The 20,019-nt window shown below is 36.7% G+C and carries 15 protein-coding genes; 14 read left to right on the forward strand and 1 reads right to left on the reverse strand.

The window, feature by feature from the left end:
* Positions 1 to 3 precede the first annotated feature (3 nt).
* The 14 genes from R2R28_RS11695 to R2R28_RS11760 all read left to right on the forward strand — a co-directional run bounded on the left by R2R28_RS11695 (position 4) and on the right by R2R28_RS11760 (position 16,901).
* Complete coding sequence (locus tag R2R28_RS11695) at positions 4 to 1,581, forward strand: RagB/SusD family nutrient uptake outer membrane protein (protein WP_316825866.1); 1,578 nt, start codon at positions 4 to 6, stop codon at positions 1,579 to 1,581.
* 1 nt (position 1,582) lies between these two features.
* The gene (locus R2R28_RS11700) at positions 1,583 to 2,476 is read left to right on the forward strand and encodes a putative zinc-binding metallopeptidase (protein ID WP_025144067.1); all 894 of its coding nucleotides are present in this window, start codon (positions 1,583 to 1,585) and stop codon (positions 2,474 to 2,476) included.
* Between the two features lie 11 nt (positions 2,477 to 2,487).
* Positions 2,488 to 3,357: a DUF4302 domain-containing protein gene (locus R2R28_RS11705; RefSeq protein ID WP_316825867.1), complete on the forward strand. Its 870-nt coding sequence runs from the start codon at positions 2,488 to 2,490 to the stop codon at positions 3,355 to 3,357.
* A gap of 264 nt (positions 3,358 to 3,621) precedes the next feature.
* Entirely contained in the window at positions 3,622 to 4,185 is a 564-nt protein-coding gene (locus tag R2R28_RS11710) for an RNA polymerase sigma-70 factor (protein ID WP_316825868.1), read from the forward strand.
* Between the two features lie 63 nt (positions 4,186 to 4,248).
* On the forward strand, positions 4,249 to 5,409 hold the full coding sequence (locus tag R2R28_RS11715) for a FecR family protein (RefSeq protein WP_316825869.1): 1,161 nt from the start codon (positions 4,249 to 4,251) through the stop codon (positions 5,407 to 5,409).
* A gap of 340 nt (positions 5,410 to 5,749) precedes the next feature.
* Entirely contained in the window at positions 5,750 to 9,364 is a 3,615-nt protein-coding gene (locus R2R28_RS11720; RefSeq protein ID WP_316825870.1) for a SusC/RagA family TonB-linked outer membrane protein, read from the forward strand.
* An 8-nt stretch (positions 9,365 to 9,372) separates the two neighbouring features.
* Positions 9,373 to 10,845 carry a RagB/SusD family nutrient uptake outer membrane protein gene (locus R2R28_RS11725; RefSeq protein ID WP_316825871.1) on the forward strand — a complete coding sequence of 491 codons (1,473 nt, stop codon included), beginning with the start codon at positions 9,373 to 9,375 and terminating at the stop codon, positions 10,843 to 10,845.
* A 19-nt stretch (positions 10,846 to 10,864) separates the two neighbouring features.
* On the forward strand, positions 10,865 to 12,205 hold the full coding sequence (locus R2R28_RS11730) for a putative zinc-binding metallopeptidase (protein WP_316825872.1): 1,341 nt from the start codon (positions 10,865 to 10,867) through the stop codon (positions 12,203 to 12,205).
* Between the two features lie 23 nt (positions 12,206 to 12,228).
* Positions 12,229 to 13,548, forward strand: a complete 1,320-nt coding sequence (locus R2R28_RS11735) for a DUF4302 domain-containing protein (protein WP_316825873.1) — start codon at positions 12,229 to 12,231, stop codon at positions 13,546 to 13,548.
* Positions 13,549 to 13,670: 122 nt separating this feature from the next.
* Positions 13,671 to 13,955, forward strand: coding sequence for a hypothetical protein (locus R2R28_RS11740; protein WP_316825874.1), 285 nt, complete (start codon positions 13,671 to 13,673; stop codon positions 13,953 to 13,955).
* A 429-nt stretch (positions 13,956 to 14,384) separates the two neighbouring features.
* Positions 14,385 to 14,657 (forward strand): hypothetical protein, encoded by a 273-nt coding sequence (locus tag R2R28_RS11745; RefSeq protein ID WP_316825875.1) that lies wholly within the window; start codon positions 14,385 to 14,387, stop codon positions 14,655 to 14,657.
* Between the two features lie 4 nt (positions 14,658 to 14,661).
* Positions 14,662 to 15,057 carry a DUF983 domain-containing protein gene (locus tag R2R28_RS11750; RefSeq protein WP_316825876.1) on the forward strand — a complete coding sequence of 132 codons (396 nt, stop codon included), beginning with the start codon at positions 14,662 to 14,664 and terminating at the stop codon, positions 15,055 to 15,057.
* 202 nt (positions 15,058 to 15,259) lie between these two features.
* Complete coding sequence (locus R2R28_RS11755) at positions 15,260 to 15,922, forward strand: DUF2461 domain-containing protein (protein ID WP_316825877.1); 663 nt, start codon at positions 15,260 to 15,262, stop codon at positions 15,920 to 15,922.
* A 139-nt stretch (positions 15,923 to 16,061) separates the two neighbouring features.
* Positions 16,062 to 16,901, forward strand: coding sequence for a flagellar motor protein MotB (locus tag R2R28_RS11760; protein ID WP_316825878.1), 840 nt, complete (start codon positions 16,062 to 16,064; stop codon positions 16,899 to 16,901).
* Between the two features lie 469 nt (positions 16,902 to 17,370).
* Here R2R28_RS11760 and R2R28_RS11765 read toward each other — a convergent pair whose 3' ends face one another.
* On the reverse strand, positions 17,371 to 19,905 hold the full coding sequence (locus R2R28_RS11765) for a hypothetical protein (RefSeq protein WP_316825879.1): 2,535 nt from the start codon (positions 19,903 to 19,905) through the stop codon (positions 17,371 to 17,373).
* Positions 19,906 to 20,019 lie beyond the last annotated feature (114 nt).

Genomic DNA, 20,019 nt, shown 5'->3' on the forward strand with positions numbered 1-20,019 from the left:
AATATGAAAAAGAGATTTATATATATCGCACTTAGTGCAGTTATATTATTTAATTTTTCTTCGTGTAAGAAATATTTAGATGAATTGCCAGATAACAGGGCCGAATTAAATACTACTGATAAAATATCACGGTTATTGGTTTCAGCCTATCCTACTAACGCTTATGTAGTAACTACAGAACTAGCGTCAGATAATGTTGATGATTACGGGCCTAGCTTTACGAGCTCAAGATTAACTGAGCAAATGTATGGATGGCAAGATATTACTGAAACCAGTAATGATGGAATTGAAAGAATCTGGGGAGCTTGTTACAGTTCAATTGCAAGTGCAAACCAGGCGCTTACGGCCATCGAAGAGCTAGGTAATCCAAGCTCACTAAATGCGGCCAGAGGCGAGGCTTTGGTAGCAAGAGCTTATGGACACTTTATCCTGGTAAATGTATTTGCTCAACATTACTCGCCTGCCAATTCTGCCACAGATCTGGGTATAACTTATATGACCAAGTCAGAAAATACTTTAAACCCGAAATATACCAGAAACACGGTAAAAGAAGTATATGATTATATTGTGGAGGATTTAGAAGCTGGTTTACCATTAATTAATGATGCATCATATGCAAATGCAAATGCTGCAAAATTCCATTTTAACAAATCGGCAGCCAATGCGTTTGCTGCAAGAGTTTATTTATATATGGGCCAGTGGGCAAAAGCAGTAACTTATGCTTCTGCATCATTTGCCAATTCGCCAACCAGTTATGTTAGAGATTATGCTAAAATTGCATCCTATGCCGCATCATTTTCTGATATGGCGCGTGAGTATAACGGAAGTGGAATTAAAGCCAATTTTTTAATTACGCCTTCTTTTTCTACCATGGGAACTCTTTTTGGTGGTTATAGCACCTTATCAAGGTTTGTACCCGGTTTGGCGATTTCCAATAACGAAACCATTGCATCAAAAGGTCCGTTCGGAACTTTTAGTACCACTGGTTACAGGCTTAAAGCATTTTCATATTCATCAAGCAATAACAAGGTACTTTTTGCACACTTAAGTTACCAGTTCGAATATACCGATCCGGTTGCCCGTACGGGTTATGCTCACGGAGTATTTACGCCTTTTACGTTCGAAGAAGCTTTGCTTACCCGTGCTGAAGCAAATATCCAGTTAAAGAACTATACGGCTGCATTAGCTGATATGCAATACTGGGGCAGTTTTACTTACACAACTGCTAGCTTACCAACTTTAACCGAAACAAGCATTAATAACTGGGCAAATTCTTTCGCCTATTTTACGCCAACAGCTCCTACGCCTAAGAAAAAGTTAAATCCCGAATTTGCAATTGAAGCCGGAACACAGGAAAATATGCTCCATGCCATTTTATATATGAGAAGGATAGAAACTTACAGTACAGGTTTAAGGTGGTTTGATGTGAAAAGATACGGTATTGAAATTACCAGAAGAAGTACAACAGGCGCGGTGGTAAATAGTGTTTCAACAAATACTTTGATTATTAGAGACCCAAGAAGGGCGATTCAATTGCCACAAGATGTAATTGCAGCAGGTTTAACCCCTAATCCAAGATAATATGAAAATAAAATATAACCTGATATGCTTAGTTCTTATTAGTCTGATTTATACCTCATGCAAAAAAGAAAAACTAAGCGAAGAAAGTGTTTTTGTAGATTCAACACTTCCAAAAAATGCTTTGGATAGCTATATCTATAATAATTATACGGTTCCATACAATATCGATATCATTTATAAATATGTCGACAGGGAATCCGATCTGACTTACAATTTAGTTCCTGCAACTTACGATGGTTCGGTCAGGATGACAAAATTGTTGTTAAACTTCGGTTTAAAGCCATATGATGATATTACCGGGAGTAAAGCTTTTATGAGAGCTTATTTTCCGAAAATTTTAACTTATATAGGTACTTCATCTGTTAAAAGTAACGGTACGATCGTACTGGGCACTGCCGAGGGAGGTAAAAAAATCAACCTATATAATTTAAATAACCTGGCTGGAAATTCAACCAGCATCAGCTATTTAAACAAGTATTATTTTCATGTTATTCATCATGAGTTTCAGCACATTTTAAATCAAACTAAGCCATTCCCTACAAGTTTTAACACCATTTCGGGAGTTGGTTATGTGGGCGATGTATGGAACACAACCTATGTGACAGATGGTGCTGCAATTGCCGCTGGTTTTATTTCTCCATATGCTTCAAAAGAATCAACAGAAGATTTCGCTGAGCTGTATTCATTTTACGTTACTTTATCCGCAAGTGAATATACTGCATATTTAAATTCGGCAGGAAGTACGCCTGCAGGCATAGCCATTATTAATACCAAAATGGAGGTTGTTAAAACCTACATGAAAAATGAATTTGGTATCGACATGGATGCATTACGTGCAAATATTCAGGCTAAAGTTGCCGGCCTATCTACATTCGATCAAACAACTTTACCTTAACTAGAAGAATTATGAAAACACAATATTTATTTATAACGGTATTAGCTATTCTTTTATTTACAGGTTGTGATAAAAAGAAAGACCGGATATTTGAAGATAGTCCTGCGGCAAGGTTAAATGCCAGTATTAACGACGCATACAGTGCTTTAAATGGAAAAAAAACCTGGATATTCAGCTTTTATCCTGGAGCAAATGTAGAGTATGGAGGATTTAACCTCTTTCCTAATTTTACCACATCGGTTGATGTAACTTTACAGGCTGATTATGCTACCACCACGCAAAGCAGCACGTTTAAGGTTTATGCAGGTTCTGGTCCTATATTGACGTTTGATACCTATAATTCCGTTATTCATTATTTTTCGTTACCCGGATATTACACTGGTAACAGTACCAGTTTAGGTATTGGTGCTTCAGATAGCGGTATGAAAGGAGAATTTGAATTTTTAGTGCTTAGCTCCAGCCAGGATTCTGTGGTGTTGAAAGGTAGAAAATACGGCAATGTAATGAAGATGAGAGCTGTTGCATCCGATCAGCTTGCAACGATTATTGCCAATTACAAAACGGCCAATACAAAATTTAATACTTACAGAGGCTTTGCTATTGAAGTTAACGGTAAAACACTACAAGGGGTGCCTACGCTTGCAACGGTAAATGGAACATCGAGGCCAAATCGCAGTTTTACTTTAGCCACAACACCAAGCCTAACCGTTTCTTATATCACAACAGATACAGGTATCGAATTTTATAAAGAATATACCATAGAAGGTGTTAAAGTAAACAAATTAACTTTTTTTGCTGCAACTACCCAATATCCGTTAGGTTATTATGCAAACAGTAACAATACGTTTAAAATGATTCCTAGATTAACAACAACGCCTTAGGCCCATGTTTTTGACCTAAAAACAGTTTTGTATTTTTAAAAACCTCGCTTTAAAAAGCGAGGTTTTTTTATTTTATTCCATGCAGCTATCAAATCAAATTGTATATTTATAAATATAATCTCCCTAATCTAGATAAACATTGCGTTTTACTTATTCTTTTATTTACGCTATGTAAACAAACCAAATTTAAACACTCGGTTAGGGAGTTGGAAGGATTTATTTTACAATATGCGCTTTAAAGATTCTGAGGGTGAAAAAATACTTGTGAAAAAAATTGTTGAAGGAGATGAACAGGCTTTTTCTGTCTTGTTCTTCAAGTATCTTCCTGTACTCCAGATTTTCGCTACAAAGTTTACCAAATCTGATGATGCTGCCGAAGAAATTATTCAGGATGCTTTTTTAAGGGTTTGGCTTAACCGGGATAAATTAGCAGAAGTAGAGAATGTGAAGGCATATCTTTATAAATATGTGTCTAATGAATGCTTGAGTTACCTCCGGAAAAAGCTTAAAGAAGATAAAGTGATCGATGCTTTTACCAACAAGCAGCCAAATAGCCACAATAGCACTTCAGAAGAAATTAATTTAAACGAAATTACCAAGATTATAGCTGTGGCAGTAGAAAAGTTGCCCGAACAGCGCAAAAACATTTATCAACTAAGCAGGCGTGATGGTAAAAGCATCCCGGAAATCGCTGAAATACTCAATATATCTCCAAATACAGTTAAAAATGCCCTTGTAATATCGCTTAAATCGATAAGATTGCATTTAAATCAGCATGGAATTATATTTGTTTTTCCTATTGTTTGCTTCTTTTTTAAAATAAAATAAAAAAAAGTAAAATCCCGATAGTCCTAAATTTCTTTTGCGGCTTCTTAGTATCAGAATCTTTATATGGAAGAACGTATACTTTATCTATTACAACAATTTACAGCTAAAACATTAAGCCCGGCAGAAAGAGAAGAACTCTTAGCTATGGCTGAGGACAGCAATTCGATCCTTACTGACGAAATCGTGAAAATGATTGTCGCAGAGGAAGAATATGCTGTTGAGATTGTTGATGTAAAATGGAATCCGGTTCTAAATAAAATTCTTAATGTAGATAAACCTGCACGCTCACCCCGTAAAATTTTGATGAATACCATAAAATGGGCCGCAGCTGCAGTTGTATTTATAGTGTTCTCATTTACGGCTTACATTTCTTTAAATAAAAAGAAAGAGCACGTTTTTGCCACTGATGTTGCTCCTGGTAAAAACAAAGCTATTCTAACCCTGGCAAACGGCAAAAAGATTTCACTTTCTGATGCCACCAACGGTGATATTGCAAAGGAAGCCGGATTTTCAATCACCAAAACAGCTGATGGTCAACTGGTGTATAACATTGCCGAATCAGAAAATATTGAGGATACACGGTTAAATACTATATCTACTCCTAACGGAGGCGAATGGCAAATCCGCCTGCCTGATGGATCAACCGTTTGGCTCAATGCGGCATCTTCTATCCAATACTCCTTAAACATAGGTACAGCTAAACAACGTGTGGTAAAACTTGATGGCGAGGCTTATTTTGAAGTGGCTAAAGATAAAGCACATCCGTTTATTGTTGAAACCGATAAACAATCAGTAGAAGTACTGGGAACGCACTTTAATATTAACAGCTATAACGACGAAATTGTAACAAAAACAACCCTGCTTGAAGGTAGTGTACGTGTTTCGCAGAAAAATACCGACCAGAGCGAAATATTAAAACCCGGAGAGCAATCTATCTTATCAGTTTCTGGTATTGATGTAAAAGGAGTTGATGTAGATGAGGCAATAGCGTGGAAAAACGGCTATTTCATGTTTAACAATGAAAGGCAGGAAAGTATTCTACGTAAAGTTGCCCGTTGGTATAACGTAGAAATAGAATATGCCGATCAGGATGCAAAAGATGTAATGTATTATGGTACGGTAAGCCGTTTTGAAAAAATATCGAAAGTACTTAGAAAGTTTGAACAAACTGGAGAAGTAAGATTTGATATTAAAGGCAATAAATTGATTGTCTACAAAGAATAAACGAGAACAGATGAAGGAGTAACTAACCTTTATCTCTAAAAATAACTAATTAATCAACCCTTAACCTAACAAAAATCATGAATAAACTTCGACAACACTCCTGACGATTCAATGCTGAATGAATAAAAAAGGAGTGCTTGCAACACCCCTTTCATATCTGTTTAGCTATTCCGTATGCCGGAATCGATTAAAAATCAATTTATTTCTTGGATAATCGCGAAACGCTTTTTGGCGTCCAAACTTAATTGCGTTCCGCACAAAAACAGACTATTAAATGTACAAAATTTATATTAGAATTTTATGTACGCATCGACGCTACATACCTAAATTGCTATTAATTATGAAGTTAGTTACGGTCATATTACTTGCCTCTTTAATGCAGGTAAGTGCAGCTTCATTTGGCCAGCTGGTTACATTAAAGGAAAAAAATGTAACATTAGAGAAAATGTTCAGAGAAATCAGGCTGCAATCTGGTTATGATGTACTATTATCTACCAACAAAATTAAAAGTACAACTACTTTTAACGCCAACTTTAGCAATGCTACTATCGAAGAGGTAATGGCAAAAATTATTTCAGGAAATGATTTAAGCTATACCATTGAAGACAAAACCATTTTAATTATACCTAAAGAAAAATCGATTATTGATAAAGTAATCGGATATTTTGTTGCCGTAAAAGTAAGTGGAAAAGTAAGGGATAAAAACGGAGCCGTATTACCAGGCGTAAGTGTAAGAGAAAAAGGTGCTGCAAATGCTGTATCAACGAGTGCTGCAGGTGATTATGCGATTTCTGTTAAAGAAAATGCAACGTTGGTTTTTAGTTATATTGGATACAAAACGCTTGAAGTAGAAATTGGTTCACGTGCTGTAGTCAATGTAACTTTAGAAGAAGATGCTGCTCAACTTAAAGAGGTGAACGTAATTTCAACAGGTTATCAGGATCTGAATAAAAAACTTTTTACAGGTGCTGCAACTGCTTTAAAAGCATCAGATGTAAAACGTGATGGTATTACCGATATCAGCAGGATGCTTGAAGGTAGGGTAGCCGGTGTTTCCGTGCAAAACGTTTCCGGAACGTTTGGAGCCGCTCCGAAAATCCGTGTACGTGGTGCAACTTCAATCTCGGGTGATAATAAACCGCTTTGGGTTGTTGATGGTGTAATTTTGGAGGATGTTGTAAATATTTCTAACGAACAACTTTCATCTGGTGATGCCAATACACTGATCGGTTCGTCAGTAGCAGGATTAAACGCTGATGATATTGAGAGTTTTAATATTTTGAAAGATGCTGCTGCTACTGCACAATATGGTGCAAGGGCAATGAATGGTGTGGTTGTTGTAACTACCAAAAAAGGTAGAAATACAGAAGGAAAACCTTTGGTTTCGTACACAGGTAACTTCTCTAGCTATTTAAAACCTTCTTACAGCAATTACGACATCTTAAATTCTGCCGACCAGATGAATGTTTATCTGGAAATGCAGAGTAAAGGCTGGTTAAACCAGGGAGTTACTGCAAATAGTGCAAATGGTGGTGTATTTACCAAAATGTACAACCAGATGTATAGTTACGATGCGGCGACAAATACCTATGCTTTAAGAAATGATTTTCCTAGTCAAAAGGCTTTTTTGCAGCGTTATGCCAATGCCAATACAGATTGGTTCGATGTTTTGTTTAAAAACTCATTACTACAGGAGCACTCTCTAAGTGTAACATCAGGAACAGATAAATCTAAATTTTACGCTTCAACAAGTTTCTTAAATGATAACGGTTGGACGATCGGTGATGGTGTTAAGCGTTTTACCGGTAACTTAAGAGGAACGTTTAAGTTAAGTGAAAAATTAACATTCGAATTATTAACGCAGGGTTCAGTCCGCGATCAGGTTGCGCCAGGTACATTGGGCAGAAACAGTAATCCGGTTTTTGGAACGTATGACAGGGATTTCGATATTAACCCATTTAGTTATGCGATCAATACCAGTCGTGTTTTAACCCCTTACGATGCAAACGGCAATCTGGAATATTTTACTAAAGATTATGCTCCGTTCAATATTATCGATGAGTTAAAAAATAACACACTAGGCCTTACCCAAATCGATTTTAAAGGTCAGGTTGGTATTAAATATAAAATAATTAAAGATTTGCAATATTCATTTGATGGTGCCTACCGTTTTGCTAAAACAAATCAGGAACATAAAATCACTGAAAATTCAAATCAGGCAAAAGCTTATCGTGCAGGTGTGGCAGAACAAAATCCAACCATTCTTAGCAATAACCGTTTCCTTTACAGAAACCCTGATAATCCGAATGCTTTACCCGTTTCAGTTTTACCTTTTGGTGGTTTTTACAATACTGTTGATGATAATATTACCAATTATTATTTCCGTAACTCATTAGAGTATAATAAAACCTTTAATGAAGATCACCTGGTAAATATTTTTGCTACTCAGGAGTTAAGGTACATTAACCGTCAGCATAAAACTTTTGATGGTTATGGCTATCAATACGATCAGGGTGGTGTGCCCTTTATTGACCCTAATATTGTAAAGCAGAATGTGGAGTCTAACTTCAACTATTACAGTATGAAATATAATTATGAGCGCTATTTAAACTATTCGTTAAGAGCAGCTTATTCTTATAAAGGTAAATATAGTATCAATGCTACGGGCCGTTATGATGGTTCTAACCTTTTAGGAGAATCACGTACAGCAAGATGGTTACCTACCTGGAACGTATCAGGTGCATGGAACATCGATACTGAAAACTTTATGCAGAAAGAAAGCATTAAAAAAGTATTAAACCGTGCTACTTTACGTGCAACTTATGGTTTGGTTGCAAGTTTAGGTCCCGCTACAAACTCTAGTTTAGTTCTTTTAGCACAAGGTACACGCAGACCATATTTATCTGAAAAAGAAACAGCCTTGTTTATTTCCGGCTTAGAAAATTCTCAGTTGACATTTGAAAAAATGAACGAGTTAAACTTAGGTCTGGATTTAGGTTTTTTCAACGATCGCTTAACCTTAACGGTTGATGCTTACGATAGAAGAAGTTACGATCTGATCGGTGCAATCAGAACATCAGGTATTGGTGGCGAACCGGTTAAAGTTGCCAACTATGCTGATATGAAATCGAGAGGTATTGAAGCAACAATTGGTGCTACAATCTTCAAAAAAGAAGATTGGGGATGGAATACCCAGTTAAACTTTGGACACAACACTTCGAAAATTACCAATTTACAAAATCAACCTTTAATATTTGATTTGGTTAATTCTGATGGTGGTGCACAATTGGGTTACCCGCAAAGAGGTTTGTTCTCTATCGATTTTCAAGGTTTGAGCCATGCAAATGGTGTGCCTCAATTTATTAAAGAAGATGGTACGGTTGGAACAAATGTTTACTTGCAGAGCGATGTAACCAAATACTTAAAATACGAAGGCCCTATTGATCCAACCTTAACAGGTGGTTTTTACAACTCATTTAGATACAAAGATTTTACTTTCAGTGCATTGGTAACTTTTAGTGCGGGTAATAAAGTGAGGTTAAATCCTGTTTTCAAATCGAGTTACAATGATTTAGACGCAATGTCTTCAGTTTTCCTTAATAGATGGGAAATGCCTGGTGATGAGTTAATTACCAATGTGCCTTCAATTCTTGATAAAAGACAGGTTGCACAACTGGATGGATATCCTTATAACAATTACAATTACTCATCGGCGAGGGTTGCAGATGGCGGCTTTGTGAGGTTGAAACAAGTTTCGTTAAGTTATAATGTTAAACCGGCATTGATCAGCAAGTTTGGTTTCAGAACAGCTTCGTTAAGTCTTATTGCAAATAATGTGGTATTAATTTACTCAGATAAAGCGCTAAACGGGCAAGATCCAGAGTTCTTTGGAACAGGTGGTGTGGCCTTGCCAATCCCACGTCAGTTTACTTTATCACTAAAAGTTGGATTTTAATTTATAACATGATGAAAAAAATATATAGTTCAGTATTATTAATTCTTGCAATTACTTCTTTTAGTGGTTGTAAGAAATATTTAGAAACTGCTCCCGATCAACGTACCAAATTAAACACTCCTGAAAAGGTTGGTGAGCTTTTAGCTACAGCTTATGCACAGGCAGATTATGTTACTTTTGCAGAAGCTGCTTCCGATAACTCTGAAGATAAAGGTGTTAACGTTGGTGATATTGCAGTTGAAAATCAGGATGCTTATTTGTGGAGGGATGTAAACGGTAGAGATACCGGAACGCCAACCAACTTTTGGAATGCGAGTTATACCGCTATAGCCGCTGCTAATGCAGCCCTTGAAGCCATAAATAGCATGCCAGATCAAACAGCATATCTAGCCTACAAGGGTGAGGCATTGGTTGCCCGTGCCTATGCACATTTTATGCTGGTAACCTTTTTCGCAAAAGCATATGATCCAACAACATCCAATGATTCTCCTGGCATTCCGTATGTTACTGTACCAGAAAAAATAGTTTTTGGTCAGTATACCCGTGGAACAGTGGCCTCAACCTATGCCGCAATAGAGAAAGATCTTTTAGAAGGTATGCCATTATTAAAAGATAATGCATACAAAGTTCCGAAATATCATTTTAACCAGGCCGCTGCAAATGCTTTCGCTGCCCGATTCTATCTATTCAAAAGAGACTATGCAAAAGTGGTAACCTATGCTACAGCGGTAGGGCCGAGCGGTAGTTTTGCAACGATCATCAGGCCATGGAATACGCGTTATTATGCTGCATCAGCAAACGAGTTCCGTATTGCATTTACCCAGGCTGCTGAACCTTCAAATTTATTAATTACTGAAGCAGCATCTAGCTGGGCACGTAATCAGGCATTTTACCGCTACGGAATGGGTTTAACCTTAAACGCAGCCTCGTATCAGCCAAATGTTACTGGAACAAGTTTTACTTCTCAAAAAGTATTAAATTATGGCGTACCTAACTATACATTCTATAAATATTTAGAATTGTTTATCCGTACAAGTCCTAATGCAACAATCGGTTTCCCTTACACCATGATGATCCAGTTTACTACTGATGAGGTTCTATTAAACAGGGCAGAAGCCTATGCAAATTTAGGACAGAATACTTTAGCATTGGCCGATCTGAATACCTTTGTAAGCACAAGGGTACAAAGTTATAACTCAACAACAAATGGTGTAACATTAGCAAAAGTTGCATCTTTCTATAACACGAACGATCCTAAAGAAGGATTGGTAAAAACGGTTTTGGATTTTAAAAAGCAAGAATTTGCACAAGAAGGTTTACGTTGGTTGGATATTGTAAGGTTAGGTTTAACTGTGAGACACAATATTAAGGCAGTAGACAATTCTGATACTTTTGTAACACTTGCACCAACTGATCCACGCCGTTTATTTCAACTTCCTTCTGAGGTTAAATTATCAGGTATAGACCAAAATCCTAGGTAGTATTATTAAATATAGAAATATGAAAAAGATATTTAAAATAAGTTTGTTGGCACTGGTTGTATCTGTGACCGTGTCATCTTGCAATAAGGATAAAACACTTAATGCAAATTTAGATGCAATTGACAGAAATAATACCGTAAAATCAGATATCGATAACTGGTTGACTACCAATTATCTTAATCCTTATAACATTGAAGTGAAATATCGCTTCGATCCTTTTGAAGCTGATTTAGACAAAGATATAACCCCTCCGAAAGAAAGCCAGGTAATCCCGGCGATGGAAACGGTTAGGGATATCTGGATAAAGCCTTACGAGAAAGTAGGTGGTCCGAATTTTATGAAGATATATACACCTAAACAGTTTTACCTGGTAGGAAGTCCATCTTATAATGGTGACGGTACCATTACTTTGGGTACTGCCGAAGGAGGAAAGAAAATTGTTTTGTATGTGATCAATAATTTCTCTAAAAGCAATACGGCCGCTACTTCAGAAATGATCCATGTAATTGAACATGAATTTACACACATTTTGAATCAGAAAGTGGCTTATGACGTAAACTTCGATCTGGTAACCAAAGCAGATTATACCGCAAACTGGAACATTCCAAGTCAGGCTGTAGCCAGGACTTTAGGCTTCATTACGCAATATTCACGTTCTAATCCATTAGAAGATTTTGCCGAAATGACCTCTATTATGTTACAATATGGTAAAGCAAAATACGATGCAACAGTTAATGCGCTAACAGCTGATTCTCAAACAAAGCTTCGCAAAAAAGAAGCATTTGTGGTAGATTATTTCAAGAAAGCATTTAATATTGATTTCTATGCGCTTCAGGCTGAAGTTACTGCTGCTACAGATCGTAACGCACCACCATTGTATACTGCAATAGGCACTGGTAAAACTTATACTACTCTTACAGCTAGTCCTTCTACACAAACCCCACAATCTCCTGAGTTTTTAGCACTTTGGAATACAGCTAAAACAGCAATGACTGCTCAGGGTTTTGGTTTAACTACCTATTCGATGTTGTTCGGTGCCAATAACCTGGTTACCATCAGATATACTTTTACACAAGGTACAAATACATTTAGTGGCGATGCAGACTATACGATATCATTTGATGCAAATGGAACAGCAACACTAACATTAAATAGTGTGCAACCAACTTCAGCAAATTATAGTAATTATGGCATTATTAAAACATCACTTGCCGGACTTGCTGGTTATGTGGCTAATAATAAATTCAATATAGATTATGCCCCTAATTTCGTTCCTGGAACTAAAGGTTTGCCAGGTGCTTTTGGTGCATTCTATAAATCAACTGATCCAACATCATTCATTATTGGAACGCTGAATTAATTTTCATACTTAAAAATATAAACATGAAAAAATATATATTATATGCCCTGCTTTCTGTTGCGCTATTTAACAGTTGTAAGAAAGGCATAGATCCAGGGCCAGGAGAAAGGCCAGAAGAAAGAACCGAAGCTGCGCTTACCTCTTATAAGGATGCTTTAACAGGTAATACCAATGGATGGAAAGCATTACTTTTTCCATCAGGAGGAGGCGTGTACTTGTTCTCGATGAAATTTGGTGCCAATGACAGAGTTAATATGATATCGGATTTCACTACAGCAGCAGCATCAACAAGTGCTGAGAGTGGTTATCGGTTAAGATTACAACAGGCACCAACATTACTTTTTGATACCTATTCTTACATCCACTTGTTAGCCGATCCGGATCCATCAGTAGCAGGAGGCCAGGCAGGTAATGGTTACAAATCTGATTTTGAATTTTATTTTGATAAAACTTCAGGTGATACCATCAAGCTAATAGGAAATAGATTAGGAAGTAAGTTATTTTTGGTAAAGGCTAAAACAGCTGCAGAATACGATGCATTTCCAAAAGGTACAAATGATGTATTGTCAAAATTAGCACAACTTAGAACTTATTTTAAAAGAACTACCATTGGTGGGGTTGAATGTGAAGTTAAAGTTGATCCAACCAATAAACAGTTAATTTTTACCTATTATGTTAATGGTGCAGCCGTTGTGGTAACTGGCGCTTTTTATGTAGATGGAACAACAATGGTATTTCTTAATCCAATTACTATAGGTACAGCAACTATAAGCCAAATTAAGGATACAAGCTTTGATGCTACAAACAGGGTTTTTGCTGGAACAATAAATGGTACTGCCTTCTCATTAAATGAGGCTATAGCTCCTTTAAAATTCGACGCAACTGCCGCACAAAAATGGTACAATCAAAAGGCTTTAAACTTTAATGATTGCTGGGTTTCTGATAAAGCTTTTCATGCCAATGGCGTTGATGATTTTTGTAATTTCAGAAGTGTTCCTGGTTATACTAACTTATGGTATGCGGGAGCTTCAGTATTTGGTGGTGCCAATGATGGTTTAATCGCTTTTACGACCGGATTAGTTGCCCCTTATGCTTTTTCAGTAACACCTGTTACTGTTGTTAGTGGTATTGCCCGGTTTACGCTGGTTTCGAGCGCAGGAACGTTTACAGGAACTGCACCATTGGCTGTTTCAATGACAGCTGCAAGAGCGCTTCTGTACGGTGGAGCAACAGCAGGTAGTTCTCAAGATTGGTACCTTATTTCTACCTCTCCTGATGGAACACGTTACGATATGGTACGTAAATCTGATGCACAAGCTTGGATTAGCTGGAGACCTAGATAAAATAAATCAATTAATCACTCTTATAAGAACTACCGGTTTTTGGTAGTTCTTATTTTTGACTACATTATATATTCTATAGCTCAAAAAATGAAATTTTTAAAACACTAACACTCTCAACTTTAATGGCTTTAAGTGTCATATCTTGTAAAAAAGAGGCATCAGATTTTCAACAAAGCTTAATCATCAAAAAGAAAGAAGTTGAAATCCCCAAAGCAAACAGTCTAACTATCTCAAATTTTGATGTTGGCGGTACCATCGGATGTACAATAAGATTTGCAGATCACAATAGCTCATTTTATGGAGATAATGATGTGTATGAGAAATGCTTTGATGAACAGACACGCAAAGAAGCAACATTACCTCCAGGTAGTGTCGACCATAAACAATATCCGGAAGCTCCTTGCTGAGGAGAAATAAACTTCTTAGTTACACTGGAACATTACCAGCTGGAATTATTCCGTATGTTGATTTTGTTTACGGCGATTTTTTTACTTAAAAGCTAATGTGGCGACAATTCTATATGAAGAAGCACCAAATGCCGATGGAATTATTGTTTTCAATACCTTTGGTGTAAAAGTGAGTTTGATGTAAAATTTATTTAAAAACTTAATTAAATAATTGATGCTCCAATGCCCTTACCCTAAAAAGTAAGGGTTTTTTGTGGCATAATTTTTAAGTCCCTCCAAGCGTTTATGCTTATATTTGTAATTCATAAAGAAGAAAGCAATTGCTCAGTAAAAAATAAAAAGCTTAAAAACCTCACCCTAAAAAGTGAGGTTTTTTTATGACATAATTTTTAAATCCCTTCATCCGTTTATTCTGTATATTTGTAACTCATGAAAAAGAAAGCAATTTTTATCCTGTTTTTGCTGGTATTTACCTTTGCGGTAAGCCCTAATGTTAATGCACAATGCGCAATGTGTAGCATAAATGCCGAGCAGGGCATTAAAAATGGCAATACAGTGTCTGCGGGTTTAAATACAGGCGTTTTGTACTTATTGTCTGTTCCTTATTTAATGGCCATAATTGTGGGGGTGGTATGGTATAAAAAATACCGTAAAAAGAACATTCACCTCAACATGAAAAAAGAACCTTTTAATTTAAATTAAGAGCATGGAGGGGCAAACTTCAAAGCTTTATGCCATTGTTCATTGTAAATGCCCGCATTGCCGTAGAGGATCTATTTTTACCGGCAGCATGTACGGCTGGAATATTCAGCATACTAAAGAAATCTGCGGTCATTGCGCACAGCGCATCGAAATAGAACCAGGTTACTTTTATGCGGCCATGTACGTAAGTTATGCCATGAATGTAATTGAGATGCTTTTTGCCAGTTTCATTACTTATTTACTTTTTGGCCCATTAACGGATGCTACTTTCTGGCATTATCTCATCGTTATTTTTGCAGGCTGTTTTATCCTGTATCCCTTTAATTACCGGTATTCGAGAATTATATTGCTTCACGTTTTATCGCCGAATATTAAATACAAGCCGTATTACGATAAATAGACGGTTGCTTTGGCACTAAGCGTTTTGCAAATTTGCCCCTAGAAAAGCTCCAATTGCCTGTAAACCATTAATAAGTTTAACGTTAGGAGTGAGCGGTTGCTGGTACGATTAACCAATGACCAGTAAACCAATTTAGCGTTAACAATTGGCAGTTTGAAATTACCAATAAACAAATGACCCGTGAACGAACGAACCTCAAGATATGCTTAAAAAAGAAACCTTAAATTTTATAAAAGATGTTGCCGAAAACAATAACCGCGAATGGTTTGCCGCCAATAAAGAGGTTTACGAAGAGGCAAAAGCAGATGTACTGGCACTTGTTGCAAAACTAATTCCCGAACTGGCCAAAGTAGATCCTTTACTTTCGGCAGAGGCTGATCCTAAAAAGAGCCTTTTACGCATTTACCGCGATGTGCGTTTCAGCAAAAATAAAGATCCTTATAAAAACAATTTTGGTATCTGGTTTTCGGCCAAAAGTAAAGGTGGCAACGAACCGGGGTATTACCTGCACATCCAGCCAGGCAAAGGTTTTCTGGCGGGTGGTTACTGGATGCCGGAGGCACAGCATTTAAAACTCATCAGGCAGGAAATTGATTATAACATTAGCGATTTTAAAGAAATTATCAATGAAAAGGATTTTAAGAAAAATTTTAAACTAGGGGTAGATAATGCCCTTAAAAATGCCCCCAAAGGTTATGACCCTGCCGATCCAAACATCGAATTTTTAAAACTGAAAAGCTTCGAGGCCACTACAAAAATCAGTGATGAAGAATTTTTAAAAGCAAACCTCGTTAATAAGTTGATAAGTTCTTTTAAAACAGTACAACCTTTAGTTGCATTTTTACGAAACGCAATAGAACAATAAACAGTTTTCAGTTAGCAATTAACGGTCAAACGTAAAAGCTCTTGATACTTGCTACTATATACTTGCTACTATATACTTGATACTAAATACTTGCTACTATATACTCAAATCTTGATACCAAACCCTTGAAACTAAAAAAATGAAAAATACCTTTCTTGCCTTTGCCGTTCTCCTTTTTTTCTCTTCATTAACGTCCTGTGTGGTGTTATCCCCTAAAAAATATAAAGCATTACTCGGAACCAAAGATTCGCTTTATACCGCTTTTAACGAAGGTTTAATTAAAATTGAAAACCTTGAAAAGGAGGTGTCGAAACTGAAAAAGGATACCACTTTAATGGCTGAAGAGTTGCGCGACCTGCAAAACAGTTACAATACCGTTGATGCGAACTACAAAAAACTTAAAAACAACTCCTCAACCGAAATCACTAAATTATCCGGCGATTTAGCTGCCCGTGAAAAACGTTTAAAAGAGGTAGAAGAAGTGCTTCGTAAACGTGATGAAGCCACCAATGCATTAAAAGAAAAATTACAGCAGGCTTTATTGGGCTTTACCAAAAGCGGTTTAACCGTTGAAATTAAAAATGGTAAAGTGTATGTTTCTTTAACTGATAAACTTTTATTCCCTTCTGGAAGTATTATTATCGATGAAAAAGGTAAACAGGCTTTAACACAACTGGCCAATGTATTGAAACAACAACCCGAAATTAATATTGCGGTTGAAGGGCATACGGATAACCAGAAGATAAATAATTTAGGACAGATAAAAGATAACTGGGATTTAAGTGTATTGAGGGCAACATCGGTAGTGCGTTATTTAACCGAGAATGAGAAAGTGGAAAGTGTAAGGATGACGGCCACCGGTAAGGGCGAATTTCAGCCTTTGGGAACCAATGCAAATGCCGATGGCAGAAGTAAAAACAGAAGAATTGAGATTGTTCTTTCTCCAAAACTGGATGAACTTTATAATTTGATTAAATAGGGTGTCTTTCCAGCCGAAATCAAAGAGGAACTTATTAATAATCATATTTTTATGATCAGTAAATGAAGGTGCAGCAGTTCTTGGCATTTTGCAGCCCCGCCATTCGCTTCAATCTTTTTGTGCAACTGTAATGCTGAGGTACGAAGTATCTGTTTAATATTTTACAGATGCTTCGTACCCTCAGCATGACAGCATATTCAGGGTTGCTGCAACAAAAAGTATTTTCGCTGCTGTGGGGTTTATGAACAAGGGTTTGTGCACCTCGCACCCTCAAAAATGAAAAGCTGGTTTTGCCACATAGCCCCGGTTGAAGCGTTTACCCTGCAGCAACGCGGCACGGGGAAGTGAAGCGTAAAAGCGAAAAACGGGAAGAATTTTATTGCTTTGTACAGGCTTTGCGCTCCAGACCAAAAAAGTGTTTAACATTAGAAAATGAGAAACTTGTAGTTTTTGAAGAACAAAACTTCTTTTATAGGTTTTGGTGACGGCGGTAAGATTTTAAAATCTTAAAGGTATGTTCAAATTCACTGCCGCTTAAGTTCGAATAATCGGGCATTGAAAGTTTATGTACCGTTAAGAAATTAAGAAGTTCTTTAATTACGTTCGATACCTCTTCAGATTCTTCTGTGTGTTTTAAAGTGTCGATTTTACTGAGCAAAAGCGAAATTTCGTACATTTTAAAATCACTTTGCTTTGTAATCTCCAATCCGGCATTGGCCTCTACCAGTGCCTGTTCATAATTATTGGTGGCATTATAAAAGTTCGCTTTAAAAATGCTGAAGCCAGCCAGAATAAAATTGGTATGGTAGGTATAATCGCTGCTGATGATTTTATCTACAAACTGCATAATCCGCTGTGCCTTTTTATAATAGTTGAGCTTAATATAGGTTTGACCTAAATGCAGCAGTAAGAAAGGAGAGAAAACGGAGTACCTGATGTAAAAAATATTTGGATATTTACTTAGGATGGCCATGATAAAACGGTGGCATTCTGCATAGCTTTTTTGCGAAAACAAGGTAATTAATACCAGGCGGTAGCATAATATTTCTGCAGCGGTAATTTCCTCATTTTTCCGTGGGGTGCTTCTATCTATTTCCTGGCAAAGTTTAATGATTTTATCTTCAAGGGTTTTACTCTCATTGGGTTTGTTAACGAGGTTATTGTAGAAATATAGGATTAAATCGTAAGGGTTAATGGGAAAAAGTTCATTTAATCTTTTGTAATTCCGTTTCAGGAGCTGCATGGTATTGGCCAGCGATACCTTATCTACATCAATCAGGTTTACATTACACTCTATTACATGCAGCATAATCTGAATATCCTCATTAAGTACATTTTCCGAAATGGTTTTGATCGTTTCTTTGTACAAGGTACTCATGGTTCGGCCAGAAGCCATGATATCTACAAAATCGACATCGATACTTAACTTGTTAAAATTGGAATTTGGCTTTCCAAGTTCGAATTTTGCTACATAACAGATAAAATCGAAGGCTGTATTTTTTTCCCTGTTGGTAAAAGGGAGCTTAAAGATATTTTTTAAGGCCGCTATTTCATTTCTGTTGATGCAAAACCTGATGGCCCAGTTTAAAATATGATCTCTGCGTGAGTTTTGCGCCGGAAAGCTGTTTAAAATGAACTCGAAAAAAGATTTTCCGGGTTTATATTCAAATTTATCTGTAATCTGGATAAAAAGGAAATAGGTATAAATATCATCGCTCAAAAAGCGGACAATTTCAGTGGGGATAGTGGTACTCAGCCTTTTTTCTTCAATGATAATCCCGGCATGTAAAAGTTCTTCGTAAGCATCAGGATAACAGTTGATATAACTTAGTATCTTTTCTTTTGATACCCTGAGTTTTTTGTTCCCTTCTGAAATACAATCGCTTATTTTTTTGAGCAGGAATATTTTTTCGGTGCTTTTTTTAGCAAGAAATACACGTTTTTCTAAGAAATAGCTAATTAATTCGTAACATAACAAGGGGTTACTCAGCTCAAGATGGTGGTTCTCATCTTTGAGCTTGAAATAAACCTGTAACCAAAATGGTGTTTTAAACTGGATCAGCAGGGGAGGACTTACGTCAGACCGGTTGATGATTTTGTTTTCAATATGGCTGAGGGTATAGAGCACTTCATCCGCATTTAGCGGAGGCACATTACTTAGGGTATCTTCATCGTAAAACAGCCCGGTGTACCAGGCCTTGGTTAAAGATGCAGATCCATAAATGGCAGGTTGTAAATTAATCCAGCTATTGGTGCGCAGTCCGAAAACAAGCTTAACAAAATTATTTTCTTCTATGCTGTATAAAAAATCTATAAATGTTTTAAAATAGTTGCTTCTGGCCAGCAATTCGTCAATACCATCAACAATGATAATGAAGCGGCCTTCACGTTTTTCGGGATTTTTCTTAAAAAAGCCAATGAGTTCGCTTAAGCTGCCGAACTTAAATTCTTTTAAAAACCAATCTTTTAAGGTGGCCCCGTTTTGCACAATCGAATTAATGCTGGTAGAGTTTACCATTAAAACGATATCATTTTTATAAATGGCATTTTCTGAAAAGAAAAAATATTCCACCATATGTGCCAGCAAAATAGATTTGCCCTGGCCCGGCTGTGCGCTTACGGTAGTAAACTGGTAGTTGTTTTTTAAAAAGTAATCAAAATCAGGGTAAAAAAAACTTCTGTTTGCGGTAGCGTTAAATGGAACGCCAGAATTGTTTTTCTTAGCAATTAACGATACTTCGGTAATGGCGTGTGCCTTTAGTTTTAAATCCTGCCATATACTCTGAACAGAAGTGGTCTGGTTTTCTTTGTCTTTACAGAACGCATCCCAATCATTGTACCCAATATATTGCGAAAGGCTGTTCAGGGTAAACAATGAAAATTTATGTAAAGTATTTGCGAAGCCGAAGAAGCGCTTTATGGTAGTTTCACTTACATAGTTCTTGGTTTCTTGAAATACATACTCGGAAATGATCTTACAATGGGCTGGGTCAATGTTTCTCAAACCAGATTTTATAAGGACAAACTTCCTGAGTTCGATAAGGAGATCGTTAGCGTTCATGAATTGACTGATGGGATGACTAGCGCTAATGTCATCATAATTTCACAATTGAGGAAA

The sequence above is a fragment of the Pedobacter miscanthi genome (assembly GCF_032678605.1).
GTDB lineage: Bacteria > Bacteroidota > Bacteroidia > Sphingobacteriales > Sphingobacteriaceae > Pedobacter > Pedobacter miscanthi_A.